We start from the raw sequence: 16,568 nt of genomic DNA on the forward strand, positions 1-16,568 counted from the left end.
GCCGAGGGTCGGCCCCCGGAACCGGCCCGCCGCCCGCGTCAGCGCACCCGCCCGTACCAGACCTTCTTCGTCCAGATCTTCTCCAGCCGCACCACGGCCCCCGTCTTCGGGGAGTGCCACATCTTGCCCTTACCGGCGTAGATGCCCACGTGGTACACGTAGCTGCCCTGGTGGAAGAAGACCAAGTCCCCCTTCCGGCGGTGCGCCGAGGAGATGTGGCGGGTCTTGTTGTACTGCTGGGCGGCCGTGCGGGGGAGCTTCTTGCCGACCCTCTTGAACGAGTAGAGCGTCAGGCCCGAGCAGTCGAACCGGCGGGGACCGGTGGCGCCGTACTGATAGGGGGCTCCCTTCTTCGACGCGGCGACGTGCAGTGCCCGGGCCGAATGGGAAGCGGCTTCGGCCTCGGTCACCAGACCGGGCGTCAGCATCGTCGTGCCGACGGCCAGAGTGAGGACCGACGCGGTGCCGGTGCGTGCGAGCAGAGACGGGACATGAACCTGCGCAGACATGCGCAACCCTTCGTCAGCCGCCTGTGAAGGATGACCTGTCGGGTTCGGGCTGGCGAAGTTGCCCGGCCGCGTGATGCGGCTTCACCCCGAGGGACGGCCGGTCTCCCGGTCGACCCGTTGTGCTCGGGTCCTCCACTCCTGCCGATCCACTTTCGTCGACCAGTCATCCGGACAGCGGCAGGACTCGGCGTCCGCCCGGACCGCCCCGTCGCGGTGGCGGGGGCTTGTCGTCCCACGGATCTTGACTCAACCCGCGCACGATTTCCGGGGTACGGCCGCCATCGGTGCGGCAGGGACCCGCTGCGCCGAACAGGTGGGGCGGTGGGCCGAAGGGGTTCCCCGGTCCGGGGGAAGTCCACGCCCACACCAGCGACGAAGCGTCACCGGGCGATCACAGGACCGATCGAGAAGGCAAATCGACGGGTCACGCGTCCGGGTGGCGTGGTACGCCGAACGAGGGAGAAATCCGATCACCGGTCCGGGCGTGTCTCCGACAGCCCCCGAATGGGCCAGTTTCCTACCCGTGTCCGCGTCCGTCCGCCGTCAACTCCGCCTCTCGGGCGGCACGATGACGCGCCCGGCCCGCCGCTCTCCGTCGAGCGCCCGCAGCGCCCGTGCCAGGGTGGCTGCGTGGAGCTGCGCCTCGCCCCGCTCGTGCATCAGCGTCAGCGCCTCACGCAGTGCCACGGCGAGCGAGGTCAGCGCCTGTGCCGCGCGCAGGGCGGCGTACGTGTCGCCGCCGTGCGCGGGGTTGATGCGCCCCACCTGGTCCAGTACGTCGAGATAGTGGTCGATGAAGGCTCCCTCCGCGCGCGTCAGGGCGGGCAGCGGCGGGAGTTCGGGTGGCAGCATCGGCGGTTCACCTCGGGGTCTGCGGTGGGAGGGAGGCGTCGCGGTTCTCCCGTACGTGGTCCACCAGCAGGTGGTCCACCGTGACGTGGTCCACCAGGCCGTACGCCCGCGCCGCCGGGGCGTCGGCAATGGTGTCGCGTGCGAGGTCGGCTGCGATGCGTTCGGCGGGCCGGCCGGTGTGTCCTGCCGGCAGGGTGATCAGCAGGTCGCGCGTGCACAGGAGTTCACGCGCTTCGATCTTCAGGTCGGAGGGCCGGCCGCGCACCGGCTCGGGCAGGGCGGGCTGCTGCATGACTACCCGCGCGCGGGGCAGTGCATGTCGGCGCCCCGGCGCTCCCGCCGCCGGCAACAGGGCCGCCGCCGCTCCCGCGAAGCCTGACGCGTCCCGTGACCCGCACGCCCTGCGACCCGTCTCACGCGACCGCACCGCAGCACCGTACCGCCGCACCCCGGTCGCGCCGGCAGGGCCCCGCTGCCGGTCGGCGGCCCGACAAACCGCCCCGCCGTCCTCCGCGCCGCCCTCGCCCCCGCACGCGCCACCGTGCATCGCCCCGTCCCGCCCCCGCACGCGCCGTTCTCCGCCGCCCAGGCCCGTACCCCGGCCGTATACGAAGGCCCGTGCGGCCGGTCCGTCGCGCCCGCGCCCCCGCTCCCCGCCCCGCCGGTGCCGCGTCGGTGGCCGCGCGCTCCCCGGGCCCGGTGCGGCGCGAAGCCCCTCCGGGGCCGTGATCGCATCGACCGGCACAAGATCAGTTAACGCGGCGGTAAAACTTTCGTCCTACCGTGCACACCCTGACCCGAGAGGTCCGTTCCGGCGTTCAACGAACTGTTGACGGTCCGGTATGGTCCCGCTGCGCCCCGAGCCGGTAGTGGGCGGACGACGATGAGGTGGAAGCGTGCAACTGACCCCGCACGAGCAGGAACGCCTGCTCATCCATGTGGCCGCGGACGTCGCCGAGAAGCGCCGTGCCCGCGGGCTGCGGCTCAACCACCCGGAGGCGGTGGCCCTCATCACCGCCCACATCCTGGAGGGCGCCCGCGACGGCCGCACCGTCGCCGAGCTGATGGCCTCCGGACGCAGGATCCTCACCCGCGACGACGTCATGGACGGCATCCCCGAGATGATCCACGACGTCCAGGTCGAGGCCACCTTCCCCGACGGCACCAAGCTCGTCACCGTCCACGAACCGATCGTCTGAGGGCGGCGCCGATGATTCCCGGAGAGATCCTGTACGGGGACGGGCCGGTGCTCCTCAACGAGGGCCGCGCGATCACCCGCCTCACCGTGCTCAACGCCGCCGACCGGCCCGTCCAGGTCGGCTCGCACTACCACTTCGCCGAGGCCAATCCCGGCCTCGACTTCGACCGCGGGGCGGCCCACGGGCTGCGCCTGAACATCGCTGCCGGGACCGCCGTGCGCTTCGAGCCCGGTATCCCCGTCGACGTCGAACTCGTCCCCCTCGCCGGGGCCCGGACCGTTCCCGGACTGCGCGGCGCGACCGGAGGTGCCCTCGATGGCTGAACTCGACCGTGCCGTCTACGCCGACCTGTTCGGCCCCACCGCCGGTGACCGCATCCGGCTCGCCGACACCGATCTCCTCGTGGAGATCGAAGAGGACCGCTCCGGCGGTCCGGGACGCTCCGGCGACGAGGCGGTGTTCGGCGGCGGCAAGGTGATCCGCGAGTCCATGGGCCAGGCGCGCACCACCCGCGCCGAGGGCGCCCCGGACACCGTCATCACCGGCGCCGTCGTCCTCGACCACTGGGGCGTCGTCAAGGCGGACGTCGGCATCCGGGACGGCCGGATCACCGGCATCGGCAAGGCCGGCAACCCGGACACCATGGACGGCGTCCACCCGGACCTGGTGATCGGCCCCGAGACGGAGATCATCGCGGGCAACGGCAAGCTGCTCACCGCCGGTGCCGTCGACGCGCACGTCCACTTCATCACGCCCACCCTCGTCGACCAGGCGCTCTCCTCCGGGGTGACCACCCTCGTCGGCGGCGGCACCGGGCCCGCCGAGGGCACCAAGGCCACCACCGTCACCCCCGGCGGCTGGCACCTGGCCCGGATGTTCGAGGCGCTGGAGGCCTACCCGGTCAACATCGGGCTGCTCGGCAAGGGCAACACCATGTCCCGCGACGCGATGCACGCACAACTGCGCGGCGGGGCGCTGGGATTCAAGATCCACGAGGACTGGGGCGCCACCCCCGCGGTGATCGACGCCTGCCTGAGCGTCTGTGAGGAGACCGGCGCGCAGCTCGCCATCCACACGGACACCCTCAACGAAGCCGGCTTCGTCGGCGACACCCTCGCCGCCATCGCGGGCCGCACCATCCACGCGTACCACACCGAGGGCGCGGGAGGCGGGCACGCGCCCGACATCATCACTGTGGTCTCCGAGCCCTACGTACTGCCGAGTTCGACCAACCCCACCCGGCCGCACACCGTCAACACCATCGAGGAACACCTCGACATGCTGATGGTGTGCCACCACCTCAACCCGTCGGTGCCCGAGGACCTGGCGTTCGCAGAGTCCCGGATCCGGCCCTCGACCATCGCGGCCGAGGACATCCTGCACGACCTCGGGGCCATCTCCATCATCTCCTCCGACTCCCAGGCGATGGGACGCATCGGCGAGGTCGTCCTGCGGACCTGGCAGACCGCACACGTGATGAAGAAGCGCCGCGGCTCCCTGCCCGGCGACGGCCGGGCCGACAACCACCGGGCCCGTCGCTATGTCGCCAAATACACCATCAACCCGGCCGTGGCGCAGGGCATCGACCGTGAGGTCGGCTCGGTCGAGACCGGGAAGCTCGCCGACCTCGTGCTCTGGGATCCCGCCTTCTTCGGGGTGAAGCCCCAGCTCGTCATCAAGGGCGGCCAGATCGCCTACGCCCAGATGGGTGACGCCAACGCGTCCATCCCCACCCCCCAGCCCGTCATGCCGCGGCCGATGTTCGGCGCCGTCGGCAGGGCGCCCGCCGCGAACTCCTTCAACTTCGTCTCGCAGGCGGCGATCGACGACGGCCTGCCCGAACGCCTGGGCCTCGGCAAGAAGTTCGTGCCGATCACCAGCACCCGGGGCGTGACCAAGGCCGACATGCGGGAGAACGACGCCGTGCCCCGGGTGGAAGTCGACCCCGACAGCTTCGCCGTCACCATCGACGGCGACCTCGTCGAGCCCGCCCCCGCGGCGGAGCTCCCGATGGCCCAGCGCTACTTCCTCTTCTGAGCGCGGGACCGCCATGACACGCGCAGCCCTGCTCATCCTCGCCGACGGCCGGTTCCCCGCGGGTGGGCACGCCCACTCCGGCGGTGCCGAACCGGCCGTCACGGCGGGCCGTATCCGTGACGCCGACGACCTCGCCGGCTTCTGCCGCGGCCGCCTGCACACCGCCGGGCTCACCACCGCCGCGCTCGCCGCGGCGGCGGCCCTCGGCCTCGACCCGCTCGCCCTGGACGACGCCGCCGACGCCCGTACGCCCTCACCCGCGCTGCGCGCCACCGCCCGCAAACTGGGCCGCCAGCTCATGCGGGCGGCCCGGCACACCTGGCCCGGCCCGGAGCTGGACGCGCTCGCCGCGGCCCGGCCCCGGGGGGCCCACCAGCCCGTCGTCCTCGGCCTCACCGCCCGTTCGGCCGGCCTCACCCCCGAGGACGCCGCCCACTGCGCCGCCTACGAAGCGGTCGGCGGACCCGCCACCGCGGTCGTCCGGCTGCTCTCGCTCGACCCCTTCGAGGCCACCGCCGTCCTCGCCCGCCTCGCCCCGGACCTCGACCGGGTCGTCGAACAGGCGGTGGCCGCCGCCCGGCAGGGCATCGACGCCCTGCCCTCGGCCTCCGCGCCGCTGCTCGACATCGCCGCCGAGATCCACGCCGCACAGCCGGTCCGCCTCTTCGCGTCGTAGGACCGGACCGTCGCACCGCCATCCTCAGGAGCCGCACCATGCACCTCGACCACTCCCACGGCACGGCCGCCGTCAGCGCCGACGCCGCCCGCCCCGACGGCACCCGTCGGGCCCTGCGCATCGGCCTCGGCGGGCCGGTCGGCTCGGGCAAGACCGCCACCGTCGCCGCGCTCTGCCGTGCCCTGCGCGACCGCTACTCCATCGCCGTCGTCACCAATGACATCTACACCCGCGAGGACGCCGCCTTCCTGCTCCGCAACGCGGTCCTGCCGCCCGAGCGCATCCAGGCCGTCGAGACCGGCGCCTGCCCGCACACCGCCATCCGCGACGACATCTCCGCCAACCTCGAAGCGGTCGAGGACCTGGAGGACACCGTCGGCCCCCTCGACCTGATCCTCGTCGAGTCCGGCGGCGACAACCTCACCGCCACCTTCTCCAAGGGGCTGGTGGACGCGCAGATCTTCGTCATCGACGTCGCCGGCGGCGACGACATCCCGCGCAAGGGAGGCCCCGGCGTCACCACCGCCGACCTGCTCGTCGTCAACAAGACCGACCTCGCCCCGTACGTCGGGTCCGACCTCGGTCGGATGGCCCGGGACGCCGAGCAGCAGCGCGGCGAACTCCCGGTCGTGTTCCAGTCGTTGAGGGGCGAGGAGGGCGTGGCCCCGGTCGCCGGCTGGGTGCGGTCGCGGCTCGCCGCCTGGGTCGCGTGAGCGTCCGCGCGACGGCCCGGTTGCGGGCCGTGGCGGACGATCGCGGCTGCACCGTCCTGCCGGAGCTGGAGAGCGACGGACCGCTCGCGCTACGCCGCACCCGGGCCGCTGCCCCGTACGCCGGGGTCACCCTCGTCGGCGCGATGAGCGCGCCGCTCGGCGGCGACCGGCTGGCGGTGCGGGTCGCGGTGGAGGAGGGCGCCCGGCTCACCCTCGGCTCCGCCGCCGCCACCGTGGCGCTGCCCGGCCCCGGCCCCGCCACGTACGACGTGACGCTGGACGTCGGCGACGACGCGGTGCTGCGCTGGCTGCCGGAGCCGCTGATCTCCGCCCGCGGCAGCAGGCTGGCGATGACCACCCGGGTCACGCTCGCCCCGACCGCCCGGCTGGTGCTGCGCGAGGAGCAGGTGCTCGGCCGGCACCAAGAGCCCACCGGCGCCCTCACCACCCGCCTCGTCGTGCACCGGGCCGGCCGCCCGCTGCTGGACCAGCGACTGGCCTACGGGCCGGACGCCGAGCCCGGCTGGGACGGCCCGGCGGTCCTCGGAGACCACCGCACAGTCGGACAACTCCTGGTGGTGGACCCGGACTTCGACGACAAGAAACCGGCCGCCCGGGTCCTCGGCCCCACCGCCGTCCTCACCCCCCTGGCCGGACCCGCCGTCCTGGTCACGGCCGTCGCCGAGGACGCGCGCCTGCTGCGCGCGATCCTGGACGAGGCGGCGTACGAGATCCCCGGCGCCCGGGGTCGGGGGTGAGGCCGACTCCGGCCCGGGCGGCGGACCGCGGCGCGCCCGCGCGCCTTTGGGGCCGTCAACTCCCCTTCCCGGCGGCCGAGTCCGCTCAGCGCGACACCGTTCACCGGTTATTGGTTCGGTAAAGAAACACGTGTACGCCCTGTCCTCAGGAACCGCACAGGCGCAAGGATCACGGGGAGTTCCGACACCGCGCCGCCCCGGCGGCGCGGCATCCCAGGGGGAGGTTCCACGTGAGACGACGCTCCACACTGCTCGGACCGCTCGGCGCGCTGGTCGCCGGCACGCTCATGGTCGGCGCGACCGCGATACCCGCGGCCTCGGCGACCGCTCACCACGACGGCGGCGGCGCCGAGGCCCGAGGCGTCCTCGTCGCGGCGGACCGTGCGGCGGCGCAGGGGATCGACTGGGCCGCCTGTCCCGCGGACTGGGGCCTGGCCGCGCCCATCGAGTGCGGCTGGGTGACCGTCCCGGTCGACTACGCGAAGCCCTACGGCAAGAAGATCAGACTCGCCGTCGACCGGCACGTCAGCACCGGCACCGCCGCCGAACGGCAGGGCGCGCTCATCTACAACCCCGGCGGCCCCGGCGGCTCCGGGATGCGCTTCCCGACCCGGATCACCAACAAGAACCCGCTCTGGACGAAGACCGCCGCCGCCTACGACTTCGTCGGCTTCGACCCGCGCGGCGTGGGCCACTCGGCGCCGATCTCCTGCGCCGACCCGCAGGAGTACGTCAAGGCGCCGAAGGCGGACCCGGTCCCCGACAGCGAGGCCGACAAGCGCGCCCAGCGCAAGCTCGCCGCCGAGTACGCGGCCGGCTGCGCCGAACGCAGCGGCGACATGCTGCCGCACATGACCACCCCGAACACCGCCCGCGACCTCGACGTGATCCGGGCCGCGCTCGGGGAGAAGAAGCTCAACTACCTCGGCGTCTCCTACGGCACCTACCTGGGCGCCGTCTACGGCACGCTCTTCCCGTCGCACGTGCGCCGCATGGTCGTCGACAGCGTCGTCGACCCGGACCGCGACAACATCTGGTACGAGGCCAACCTCAACCAGGACATCGCCTTCCAGGGCCGCTGGGACGACTGGAAGGCATGGGTCGCCGCGAACGACGCCACCTACCACATCGGCGACACCCCGCAGAAGGTCGAGCAGGCATGGCTGACCCTGCGCGCCGCCGCGAAGAAGAGCCCCATCGGCGGCCTCGTCGGCCCGGCCGAGCTGATCGGCTTCTTCCAGAGCGCTCCGTACTACGACTCCAGCTGGAAGCCGGTCGCCCAGACCTGGAGCGACTACCGTGCCGGTGACACCCAGGCGCTGGTGGACGCCGCGGCCCCGGACCTGTCGGACGTGGCGGGCAACGCCGCCTCCGAGAACGGCAACGCCGTCTACACCGCCGTCGAGTGCGCGGACGCCAAGTGGCCGACGAACTGGCGCACCTGGGACCGCGACAACACCCGGCTGCACCGCGACTACCCGTTCATGACCTGGGCCAACGCCTGGATGAACCTGCCCTGCGCGACCTGGCACGCCCCGCAGCAGCGCCCGCTGGAGGTCACCACGGGCAAGGGCCTGCCGCCGGTCCTCATCGTGCAGTCCACCCGCGACGCCGCCACCCCGTACGAGGGCGCCGTCTCGCTGCACCAGCGGTTCAAGGGCTCGCGGCTGATCACCGAGAAGGACGCCGGTTCCCACGGCGTCACCGGGCTGGTCAACCCGTGCGTCAACCAGCGGGTCGACACCTACCTGTTGACCGGGGCCACCGACAGCCGCGACGTGACGTGCGCCCCGCACGCCACGCCGGTTCCGTAGGACCGCCGCACCACCGGGGCCGGTCCCGCCACGGGGCCGGCCCCGGCCATGTGCCCGTCACGACCGGCGCGGCTCAGCCGCGCCGGTCGTGACGCTTCAGCCAGGCGTCCTCCGCCGCGTAGTCGAACAGGCCGGGCCCGTAAGCCCTGTGCAGGTCGGGGAACGCCTCGCGCCAGTCGCGCCCTTCCAGCTCGCCGACCAGCCCCGAGACCGTCGCCGGCAGCGACCCGGCGTACCCGGTGACCGCCCGGTACCCCAGCTCCCGCTCGGCCGCGGACATGTCGTACACGACGGGGTGCTCGATGCTCCACGGGGTGTCGCCGACCCCGTCCGGGCCGGGCGGCCCCGGCATCAGCACGGTCTCCGTGTCCGTCCCGAGCACCTCGTCGATCGCCGCACCGATCTCCGCGACGCTCGGCGCGTCGGGGTCCGCGGCGTTCAACACCCGCGAGCCGGGGCGGAGCGCCGCGAGCCGGACCAGCTCGGCCAGGTTGGCCACGTGCGCGGGGTGGAAGACACTGGTGCCGCCGAACGCCAGCACCCGCCGCCGACGGCCGTCGAGCAGCCGTTTCACGAAGTACAGCTCCCGCGGCGACCGGGAGTACGGCCCGTGGATCGCGCCCGCCCGCAGCAGCGTCACCGGCAGGTCCGCCCCCGCGTCCAGCAGTGTCCGCTCCAGCTCGGCCTTGCGCGAGGCGTACGTGCCGTCGCCCGGGGGCACCGTCGGCTGCGACTCCGGGATCGGCACCGGGTAGACCGGGGCGCCGTCCGGCTCGCCCTGGGTGTCGAAACCGCGGCCCCGGGCGTCCGTGTACAGCGCACCGGTGGAGACGACCACCGCCGAACCGACGCGTCCGGACAGCGCGGTGAGCTGCCGGGCGTGCGGCGCCCCGAAGGCGACGACGTCGACCAGCAGGTCGCAACCGTCCCCGAGGGCCTGCTCCAGAGCGCCCTCCTCGTCGCGGTCCACGGCGATCGTGCGGGTCTCCCCGGGCCGCCCGCCCGGGTCGCCACCCCTGCGGGAGGCGGCCGTCACCTCCCAGCCGTCCCGCGTCAACGCGTCCACCGCGGCCCGTCCCACTTGACCGGTCGCACCCAGTACCCATGCCCGTCCTCGGCTCATGGCAGGACGCTATGTGAGGGGCGGATGCGGGAGAAGGGGTGTTCGCCGGTCGCGGATACGCTGTCAGCGCCGCAGTCCGGGGAACTTCCGGGGCTGCTGGGCCGCCTTCGCCGCCTTCACCTTCACCGCGTACTCGTCGACGTACTCCTGACCGGAGAGCCCGAGGATGGCGTACATGATCTCGTCCGTGACGGCCCGGATCGCCGCCTTCTGGTCCTCCAGGCCCGCGTAGCGGGAGAAGTCCAGCGGTTCACCGAAGCGGATGGTGACCTGTTTGATCGTGGGGACCTTCTGGCCGGGAGGCTGGATCTCGAAGGTGCCGACCATCGCGCACGGAATCACCGGCACACCCGCCCGGATCGCCATCACGGCCACCCCGACCTTGCCCTTGTAGAGCCGGCCGTCGTGGGAGCGGGTGCCCTCCGGGTAGATGCCCAGCAGCTCGCCCTTGTTCAGCACGCCGAGCCCTTCACGGATCGCCGCCTGCCCGGCCTCCTTGCCGGAGCGGTCCACCGGGATCTGCCCCGCGCTGCGGAAGAACGCCGCGGTGAGACGGCCCTTCACGCCGGGTCCGGTGAAGTACTCCGCCTTGGCGAGGAAGGTGATCCGCCGTTTGAGGATGGCGGGCATCAGGAAGTGGTCGGAGAACGACAGGTGGTTCCCGGCGATGATCGCGGCCCCGTCGTCCGGAACATGGTGCAGACCCTCGATCCGGGGCCGGAACAGCAGGCGCAGCAGTGGCCCGAGCACGGCGTATTTCAGGATGTAATAGAACACGGAGGGTGAACCTCGCTCTGCCGGATCGGCGTCAGGGACTGCGTCGTACCAGGTCACGATGGTGCGGGGTCCGTCAGTCTAGGCGGCGGCATGGCGCCGCGTAACCGTACTGACCGGTCACCTGTACGAAAAGCCGCTGATGGAGCAGAACCGTGACCGGCACGCGGGGCGCCGCCCCGGGGCGACGGGTCCCGGGGGCGTGCGGCGCCGCCGGCGCTCAGGTGTCCTGAGTCGCGAGCATCCCCAGGGTGAGCAGGCCCAGCACCACCCAGCCGAACCACAGCCAGCCGTTGCTGCCGAGCGCCACCGTGTATCCCGTCACCGCCACCAGGGCGCCGACGGTGAGCACTCCCATGGTCTTCTTCGATCCGGACATGCGCGCACGCTCCTCGCCGGCCGCGCGGCCGTTACCGCCATGGTCGCGCGCCGGGGGCGTCCCGCGCTACTGTCCGCGCGCCTGCAATGAGGCGAGATAGGCGTTGTACGCCGCCAGCTCCTTGTCACCGTCCCGGTCCGCGGCCCGGTCGGACCGCTTCGCGATCCGCTGGTCGGAGCGGTACCACTGGAAGACCAGGGCGATCAGCACCAGGACCGACGGCACCTCGCTGAACGCCCACGCGATGCCGCCCGCCCACGTCTGGTCGCTGAGGGCGTCGATGCCGAGCGAGGCCGGCGGGTCCTTGTAGGTCTCCACCATCGGCTGGCTCGCCATCATCAGCGCGATCCCGAAGAACGCGTGGAACGGCATCCCGGCGAACAGTTCCAGCATCCGCATGAGGTAGCCGGGCCGGTGCGGCCCCGGGTCCACGCCCATGATCGGCCAGAAGAAGACCAGGCCCACGGCGAGGAAGTGCACCATCATCGCGAGATGGCCGGGCGTCGAGCCCATCAGGAAGTCGAAGAGCGGCGTGAAGTACAGCGCGTACAGGCTCGCGATGAACAGCGGGATGGTGAACACCGGGTGCGTGATCAGCTTCATGTAGCGGCTGTGCAGCAGCATCAGCAGCAGTTCGCGCGGTCCCGTGCCGCCCCGCGTGGACGCCACCGGCAGCGCCCGCAGGGCCAGCGTCACCGGCGCGCCGAGCAGCAGCAGGATCGGCGACAGCATGCTGATGACCATGTGCTGCACCATGTGCACGCTGAACATGACCATGCCGTAGTCGTTGAGTTTGGTGCACATGACCAGGGCGATGGAAAGCACCCCGACGACGAAGAAGGCGATCCGGTTGACCGGCCAGCCGTCGCCCCGCCTGCGCAGCCGCACCACGCCCCAGCCGTACAGCGCGAGCGCCGCGAGGCAGCCGACGAGGAAATACGGGTCCGCGGAGAACTCGAGCCCACGACCCAGCGTGAACGGCGGCAGATCCATGTTCATGCCGTGCCCGCTGTGATCCATCTGTTCACTCCCGACGGGGACGTCCCCGATTCGTGCCGCTTGTCCGGTCCAGACTAGAACCGCCCCCGACCGCACTCGCGGCCGGGGGCGGTCGGGCGGGGCGCGTGTCGGTCCGTGGCCGCGGGAACACCCACCGCGGGCGGGACCGGGTCCGTCCCTACGAGCGGATCAGAGAGCGGATCAGAGCACGCACTCCGCCTCCGCGTAGCGCTCGGCGGGCACCGTCTTCAGCGTCTCCACCGCGGTCGCCAGCGGGACCAGGGCGATCTCGGTGCCGCGCAGCGCCGTCATCATGCCGAACTCCCCGCGGTGCGCCGCCTCCACCGCGTGCCAGCCGAACCGGGTGGCGAGCACGCGGTCGTACGCGGTCGGTGTGCCGCCGCGCTGGACGTGGCCGAGGATCACCGGCCGCGCCTCCTTGCCCAGGCGGTGCTCCAGTTCGGAGGAGAGCTGGGTGGCGACCCCGGCGAACCGCTCGTGGCCGTAGATGTCCTTGGTGCCCTGCTCGAACTCCATGCCGCCCGGTCGCGGCTTGGCGCCCTCCGCGACCACGACGATCGCGAACTTCTTGCCGGCCGAGAAGCGTGCGCCGACGACCTTGGTCAGCTCGTCTATGTCGAAGGGGCGCTCGGGGACCACGATGGCGTGCGCGCCGGCGGCCATGCCCGAGTGCAGGGCGATCCAGCCGGTGTGACGGCCCATCACCTCGACGATCAGCACCCGCTGGTGCGACTCGGCGGTGGTCTTCAGCCGGTCCAGCGCCTCGGTGGCGACGCCGACGGCGGTGTCGAAGCCGAAGGTGACGTCCGTCGCCGCGATGTCGTTGTCGATCGTCTTCGGCACGCCGACGATCGGCAGCCCCGCCTCGGAGAGGAGGTTGGCGGCCTTCAGGGTGCCCTCGCCGCCGATCGGGATGATCGCGTCGATGCCGAGGTCGGCGACATGGCCCTTGGCCCGCTCCACGCCGTCCCGCAGGTGCGCCGGCTGGACGCGGGAGGAGCCGAGGATGGTGCCGCCGCGCGCGAGGATGCCGCCGACGGCGTCGAGGTCCAGCTTGCGGTAGTCCGCTTCGAGGAGCCCCTTCCACCCGTCGTGGAACCCGATGACCTCGTCGCCGTGGTCGACCACCGCGCGGTGCACGACGGAACGGATGACGGCGTTGAGACCGGGGCAGTCGCCGCCGGAGGTGAGGACACCAATGCGCATTGCCCGAGAAACCTTTGCAACGTGGGCCGACGACCGGACCACGTCGTCCGGTGGATTACCCGCCACCCTACCGGCGCAGGGTGGCGGGACCGAACCCGGCGTCCGCCTGCTGGACTCCGCTCAGACGAGCTGAAAAGCCCTCATCAGGCGGGCTGCGTCGCGGCGGCGATCCGCTCGCCGCGCAGCGCCTCGTACCAGCGGTCGTCGGCCGGCGGCAGCGCGTTCACGTCGAGCGCCAGCTTCAGCAGCAGATCGGCGATCTGCGGGTTCCGCGCCATCACCGGCCCGTGCATGTAGGTGCCGAACACGGTGTCGTTGTACGCGCCCTCGGTGCCGTCCCCGGTGCCGTTGCCCCGGCCCACCCGGACCCGCGCGAACGGGCGGGCGGTCGGACCGAGGTGGGTGACGCCCTGGTGGTTCTCGAACCCGGTCAGCGGCGGCAGCCCCAACTGGGGGTCGATGTCGCCGAGTACGTCGCCGACGCACCGCGCGCCCTCGCCGCGGGTGGAGACCACGTCCAGCAGGCCGAGACCGGGCTCGCGCTCGCCGAGGTCGTTGATGAACTCGTGGCCGAGGATCTGGTAGCCGGCGCAGACCGAGAAGACGATCGCGCCGTTCGACACGGCGCGGCCGAGACCGCCGTCGCGGCGCAGCCGCTCCGCGGCCAGCCGCTGCGGGCGGTCCTCGCCGCCGCCGACCAGGTAGATGTCGCCCGAGGTCGGGATCGGCTGGTCGCTGCGGACGTCGACGCGCTGCACGTCGAGGCCGCGCTGACGCGCCCGGCGCTCGACGACCAGCGCGTTGCCCTGGTCGCCGTAAGTGCTCAGCAGGTCGGGGTAGACCCAGACCAGACGCAGACCGTTGTTGCTCATGCTTCGTCCTCTCCGGTGGCCCGGACCGGGATCAGTTGCCGACACGACGGCGCAGATCCTGGAAGGCGGTGTAGTTGGCGATGACCTCGATGCGGCCGGGCGGGGCCAGGGAGACGGCCTCGTCGAGGGACTCGCAGACCCGGAACTGCAGGCCGGCCACTTCGAGGCGGACGGCGAGGTCGAGCTTGCGGTCGCCGAGCACGAAGATCGGGTGGCCGGCCAGCTGGGTGTAGTCGACGTCCCAGAGCCACGAGGTGTCCGTGCCGTCGGCGCCGCGCGCGTTGACGGAGAGGATCACCGGAGTCGGCGGCGGGTCGATCAGCGAGAACGTCTCCAGCCAGCCCGCGGGGTTCTTCGCCAGCAGCAGCCGCAGTTCGCGGTTCTGGAAGGAGACCACGTCGTAGCGGCCCGCCACGGCCTGTACCTGGTACATGCGCTCCAGGGCGACCTGCGGCGGCACACCGAAGACGGCGGCGACCGCCGCCGACGTCGTGGCGTTGGCCTTGTTGGCGCGTCCCGGGAGCTGGAGGTGGATCGGCCACGCGGACCCGTGCGGGTCGAGGACGTAGTCGCCGTTGAGCGCCCAGCTCGGGGCGGGGCGGCGGAAGCCGCACTGCCCGCAGAACCAGTCGTCGCCGGGGCGCTGCATCACACCGCCGCAGGAGGGGCAGGACCAGGCGTCGTCGCGCCAGGCCTGGCCGGCCGCCACCCACACCACGTTGGTGGACGACGAGGCCGCCCACACGATCAGCGGGTCGTCGGCGTTGGCGATGATCACGGCCTTCGAGCCGGCCAGGCCCTCGCGCCAGTGCTCCGCCAGCATCCGGGTCTCGGCGGCGCGGTCGAGCTGGTCGCGCGAGAGGTTGAGCAGCGCGATCGCCTTGGGGGTGGTGTCGCGGGCGACGCCGGCGAGGTACTTCTCGTCGACCTCGATCACGCCGTACTTCGCGTCCGAGCCGCCCGCCAGCGCCGAGGTGATCCCGGCCGGCATGTTGGCGCCGAGCGCGTTCGACACGACCGGGCCGGCGGCGCGCAGCGCCTCGGCGATCAGCCGGGTGGTGGTCGTCTTGCCGTTCGTCGCCGACACGAGGATCACGTCCAGGTGCTGCGCCAGTCGCCCCAGCAGGTCGGGGTCGAGCTTGAGCGCCACCCGGCCGCCGATCACCGATCCGCTGCCGCGCCCCGCGGCGCGCGACACCGCCGCCGCGGCCTTGCCCGCCGTCACGGCGAGCTTGGCCCGCGGCGACAACGGCTCCGTGTTGCCTGCCATCGTCCTAGATCCTCCTTGCATCGGTCCGCGCCCAGCCTATCGATGTCCGGGGCGCCGACCGCACCGCGGCACCGGGGAACCGCGCGGGTCGGGCGGAACGTACCCTTACGGGCATGCGCAACCGTCCGATCCCCGGCAGTTCCGGGCTCGTCCGCACCGTCTCCACCCTCGGGGACCCCGTGCTGCACCGCCCCTGCGAGGACGTCACCGACTTCGGGCCGGAACTGGCCCGGTTGGTGGAGGACATGTTCGCCACCATGTACGCCGCCGAGGGAGTGGGCCTCGCCGCCAACCAGATCGGCGTGGGGCTGCGGGTGTTCGTGTACGACTGCCCGGACGACGACGACGTGCGCCACCTCGGGCACGTCGTCAACCCCGAACTGGTCGAGGCGGACGGGATCACCGTACGCGGACCGGAAGGCTGTCTGTCACTTCCGGGCATCGAGGCCGGCACGCCGCGTTTCGACCGCGCGGTCGTGCGCGGGCGGAACCTGACGGGCGATCCGGTGGAGATCACCGGCACCGGCTGGTTCGCGCGCTGTCTCCAGCACGAGTGCGACCACCTCGACGGCGCCGTCTACACCGACCGGCTGACCGGCCTGCGCCGGGCGAGGGCACTGCGCGCGGCCCGCAGGACACCGTGGGGGAGCGGGGTCTGAGCCACCCGCGCTCCGTGGCGCGGACCGGTCAGAAGCCGGGTGCGCCCGGCCGGTCGCCGACCTCGCCCAGCCGTCCCCAGAGCAGGTCGGCGAGCGTGCTGACCAGCCGCCGGCGCGAGCAGGGGCGGTCGCCGAGCCACCAGTCGCCGGCCGCGTGCATCATCCCGACGATGCCGTGGCCCCAGATCCGCGCCGTCTGCTCGCCGTCCGGACCGAGGTCCACCCGTTCCGCGATCACCGTGCCCAGTTCCTCGCCGAGCCGTCGCAGCAGCGGGGCGGAGTGCCGGCCGACGTCGAAGCCGGCCTCCGGGGCGGGCGCGCCGTCCGAGGGGTGCATCAGGAAGCGGTAGACCTGCGGACGCGCCTCGATGGCCGCGAGATAGGTGTCGAGGGTCGCCTCGACGCGGGCCCGGCGTTCGGCGGGGGCGTCCAGCGCGGCGCGCAGGGCGCTCAGCAGGGCGTCGGTGTGGCGCTGGGCGAGGGCGCGGTAGAGGCCGCCCTTGTCGCCGAAGTGGCGGTAGAGGATCGGCTTGGTGATGCCGGCCTCGGCGGCGATCGCGTTCATCGAGGCCCGCGGGCCGTCCCTGAGCACCACACGGTCCGCGGCCTCCAGCAGTTCCCGGCGGCGCTGTTCGGACGCCGTCCGCTGCCGGTCGGCCTGTCGTGCGCTCTCCATGTCGTCCCTCTCCCCGCCCTGTGCCGTGCAC

At 72.6% G+C, this 16,568-nt stretch carries 18 protein-coding genes, 1 pseudogene and 1 riboswitch; of the genes and pseudogenes, 8 read left to right on the top strand and 11 right to left on the bottom strand.

Going from position 1 to position 16,568, the window contains the following annotated elements; translation table 11 throughout:
- Positions 1-38: 38 nt before the first annotated feature.
- From Q0994_RS20430 to Q0994_RS20440, 3 genes and pseudogenes are all read right to left on the bottom strand, one after another.
- The gene (locus tag Q0994_RS20430; protein ID WP_299537031.1) at positions 39-509 is read right to left on the bottom strand and encodes a C40 family peptidase; all 471 of its coding nucleotides are present in this window, start codon (positions 507-509) and stop codon (positions 39-41) included.
- Between the two features lie 3 nt (positions 510-512).
- A riboswitch (cyclic di-AMP (ydaO/yuaA leader) is annotated at positions 513-677 on the bottom strand.
- Positions 678-1,052: 375 nt separating this feature from the next.
- A complete protein-coding gene (locus tag Q0994_RS20435; RefSeq protein WP_299537034.1) occupies positions 1,053-1,361 on the bottom strand; it encodes a hypothetical protein in 309 nt (102 codons plus the stop codon).
- 7 nt (positions 1,362-1,368) lie between these two features.
- Positions 1,369-1,737, bottom strand: a pseudogene (locus Q0994_RS20440) (ATP-dependent Clp protease proteolytic subunit); the annotation flags it as partial.
- Positions 1,738-2,257: 520 nt separating this feature from the next.
- Between Q0994_RS20440 and Q0994_RS20445 the strand changes: the two are divergent.
- From Q0994_RS20445 to Q0994_RS20475, 7 genes are all read left to right on the top strand, one after another.
- Positions 2,258-2,560 (top strand): urease subunit gamma, encoded by a 303-nt coding sequence (locus tag Q0994_RS20445; protein ID WP_299537037.1) that lies wholly within the window; start codon positions 2,258-2,260, stop codon positions 2,558-2,560.
- A gap of 11 nt (positions 2,561-2,571) precedes the next feature.
- A complete protein-coding gene (locus Q0994_RS20450; protein ID WP_299537039.1) occupies positions 2,572-2,883 on the top strand; it encodes an urease subunit beta in 312 nt (103 codons plus the stop codon).
- Positions 2,876-4,597 carry an urease subunit alpha gene (locus Q0994_RS20455; RefSeq protein WP_299537041.1) on the top strand — a complete coding sequence of 574 codons (1,722 nt, stop codon included), beginning with the start codon at positions 2,876-2,878 and terminating at the stop codon, positions 4,595-4,597. The genes Q0994_RS20450 and Q0994_RS20455 overlap by 8 nt, the downstream gene beginning before the upstream one ends.
- A 13-nt stretch (positions 4,598-4,610) precedes the next feature.
- Positions 4,611-5,273: an urease accessory protein UreF gene (locus Q0994_RS20460; RefSeq protein ID WP_299537043.1), complete on the top strand. Its 663-nt coding sequence runs from the start codon at positions 4,611-4,613 to the stop codon at positions 5,271-5,273.
- 38 nt (positions 5,274-5,311) lie between these two features.
- The gene (gene ureG, locus Q0994_RS20465; protein WP_299537046.1) at positions 5,312-5,986 is read left to right on the top strand and encodes an urease accessory protein UreG; all 675 of its coding nucleotides are present in this window, start codon (positions 5,312-5,314) and stop codon (positions 5,984-5,986) included.
- Positions 5,983-6,744, top strand: coding sequence for an urease accessory protein UreD (locus Q0994_RS20470; protein ID WP_299537048.1), 762 nt, complete (start codon positions 5,983-5,985; stop codon positions 6,742-6,744). Before ureG ends, Q0994_RS20470 begins: the two co-directional genes overlap by 4 nt.
- 287 nt (positions 6,745-7,031) lie before the next feature.
- Positions 7,032-8,558, top strand: coding sequence for an alpha/beta hydrolase (locus Q0994_RS20475; protein ID WP_299537276.1), 1,527 nt, complete (start codon positions 7,032-7,034; stop codon positions 8,556-8,558).
- Between the two features lie 73 nt (positions 8,559-8,631).
- Here the strand turns inward: Q0994_RS20475 and Q0994_RS20480 are convergent, their stop codons facing one another.
- From Q0994_RS20480 to Q0994_RS20510, 7 genes are all read right to left on the bottom strand, one after another.
- Positions 8,632-9,681, bottom strand: a complete 1,050-nt coding sequence (locus tag Q0994_RS20480; protein WP_299537050.1) for an NAD(P)-dependent oxidoreductase — start codon at positions 9,679-9,681, stop codon at positions 8,632-8,634.
- A 63-nt stretch (positions 9,682-9,744) separates the two neighbouring features.
- On the bottom strand, positions 9,745-10,458 hold the full coding sequence (locus Q0994_RS20485) for a 1-acyl-sn-glycerol-3-phosphate acyltransferase (protein ID WP_299537052.1): 714 nt from the start codon (positions 10,456-10,458) through the stop codon (positions 9,745-9,747).
- A gap of 217 nt (positions 10,459-10,675) precedes the next feature.
- A complete protein-coding gene (locus Q0994_RS20490; protein ID WP_299537055.1) occupies positions 10,676-10,834 on the bottom strand; it encodes a hypothetical protein in 159 nt (52 codons plus the stop codon).
- A gap of 66 nt (positions 10,835-10,900) precedes the next feature.
- Positions 10,901-11,854 (bottom strand): cytochrome c oxidase assembly protein, encoded by a 954-nt coding sequence (locus Q0994_RS20495; protein ID WP_299537057.1) that lies wholly within the window; start codon positions 11,852-11,854, stop codon positions 10,901-10,903.
- 180 nt (positions 11,855-12,034) lie between these two features.
- Complete coding sequence (locus Q0994_RS20500; protein WP_299537059.1) at positions 12,035-13,060, bottom strand: 6-phosphofructokinase; 1,026 nt, start codon at positions 13,058-13,060, stop codon at positions 12,035-12,037.
- Positions 13,061-13,203: 143 nt separating this feature from the next.
- Entirely contained in the window at positions 13,204-13,932 is a 729-nt protein-coding gene (locus Q0994_RS20505; protein WP_299537061.1) for a type 1 glutamine amidotransferase, read from the bottom strand.
- Between the two features lie 31 nt (positions 13,933-13,963).
- Positions 13,964-15,202, bottom strand: coding sequence for a MurT ligase domain-containing protein (locus Q0994_RS20510; RefSeq protein WP_299537063.1), 1,239 nt, complete (start codon positions 15,200-15,202; stop codon positions 13,964-13,966).
- A gap of 113 nt (positions 15,203-15,315) precedes the next feature.
- Between Q0994_RS20510 and def the strand changes: the two genes are divergently transcribed.
- The gene (def, locus tag Q0994_RS20515; RefSeq protein WP_299537065.1) at positions 15,316-15,861 is read left to right on the top strand and encodes a peptide deformylase; all 546 of its coding nucleotides are present in this window, start codon (positions 15,316-15,318) and stop codon (positions 15,859-15,861) included.
- Between the two features lie 28 nt (positions 15,862-15,889).
- On the opposite strand, the gene Q0994_RS20520 is transcribed toward def, so the two are convergent.
- Positions 15,890-16,537 carry a TetR family transcriptional regulator gene (locus tag Q0994_RS20520; protein WP_299537068.1) on the bottom strand — a complete coding sequence of 216 codons (648 nt, stop codon included), beginning with the start codon at positions 16,535-16,537 and terminating at the stop codon, positions 15,890-15,892.
- Positions 16,538-16,568: the final 31 nt, after the last annotated feature.

The sequence above is a fragment of the uncultured Streptomyces sp. genome (assembly GCF_947488945.1).
GTDB lineage: Bacteria > Actinomycetota > Actinomycetes > Streptomycetales > Streptomycetaceae > Streptomyces.

Coding starts and splice junctions, on each gene's coding strand:
- Q0994_RS20430 (WP_299537031.1), bottom strand. CDS start 509: ATGTCTGCGCAGGTTCATGTCCCGTCTCTGCTCGCACGCACCGGCACC.
- Q0994_RS20435 (WP_299537034.1), bottom strand. CDS start 1,361: ATGCTGCCACCCGAACTCCCGCCGCTGCCCGCCCTGACGCGCGCGGAG.
- Q0994_RS20495 (WP_299537057.1), bottom strand. CDS start 11,854: ATGGATCACAGCGGGCACGGCATGAACATGGATCTGCCGCCGTTCACG.
- Q0994_RS20450 (WP_299537039.1), top strand. CDS start 2,572: ATGATTCCCGGAGAGATCCTGTACGGGGACGGGCCGGTGCTCCTCAAC.
- Q0994_RS20520 (WP_299537068.1), bottom strand. CDS start 16,537: ATGGAGAGCGCACGACAGGCCGACCGGCAGCGGACGGCGTCCGAACAG.
- Q0994_RS20460 (WP_299537043.1), top strand. CDS start 4,611: ATGACACGCGCAGCCCTGCTCATCCTCGCCGACGGCCGGTTCCCCGCG.
- Q0994_RS20505 (WP_299537061.1), bottom strand. CDS start 13,932: ATGAGCAACAACGGTCTGCGTCTGGTCTGGGTCTACCCCGACCTGCTG.
- Q0994_RS20475 (WP_299537276.1), top strand. CDS start 7,032: ATGGTCGGCGCGACCGCGATACCCGCGGCCTCGGCGACCGCTCACCAC.
- Q0994_RS20455 (WP_299537041.1), top strand. CDS start 2,876: ATGGCTGAACTCGACCGTGCCGTCTACGCCGACCTGTTCGGCCCCACC.
- Q0994_RS20500 (WP_299537059.1), bottom strand. CDS start 13,060: ATGCGCATTGGTGTCCTCACCTCCGGCGGCGACTGCCCCGGTCTCAAC.
- def (WP_299537065.1), top strand. CDS start 15,316: ATGCGCAACCGTCCGATCCCCGGCAGTTCCGGGCTCGTCCGCACCGTC.
- ureG (WP_299537046.1), top strand. CDS start 5,312: ATGCACCTCGACCACTCCCACGGCACGGCCGCCGTCAGCGCCGACGCC.
- Q0994_RS20510 (WP_299537063.1), bottom strand. CDS start 15,202: ATGGCAGGCAACACGGAGCCGTTGTCGCCGCGGGCCAAGCTCGCCGTG.
- Q0994_RS20490 (WP_299537055.1), bottom strand. CDS start 10,834: ATGTCCGGATCGAAGAAGACCATGGGAGTGCTCACCGTCGGCGCCCTG.
- Q0994_RS20480 (WP_299537050.1), bottom strand. CDS start 9,681: ATGAGCCGAGGACGGGCATGGGTACTGGGTGCGACCGGTCAAGTGGGA.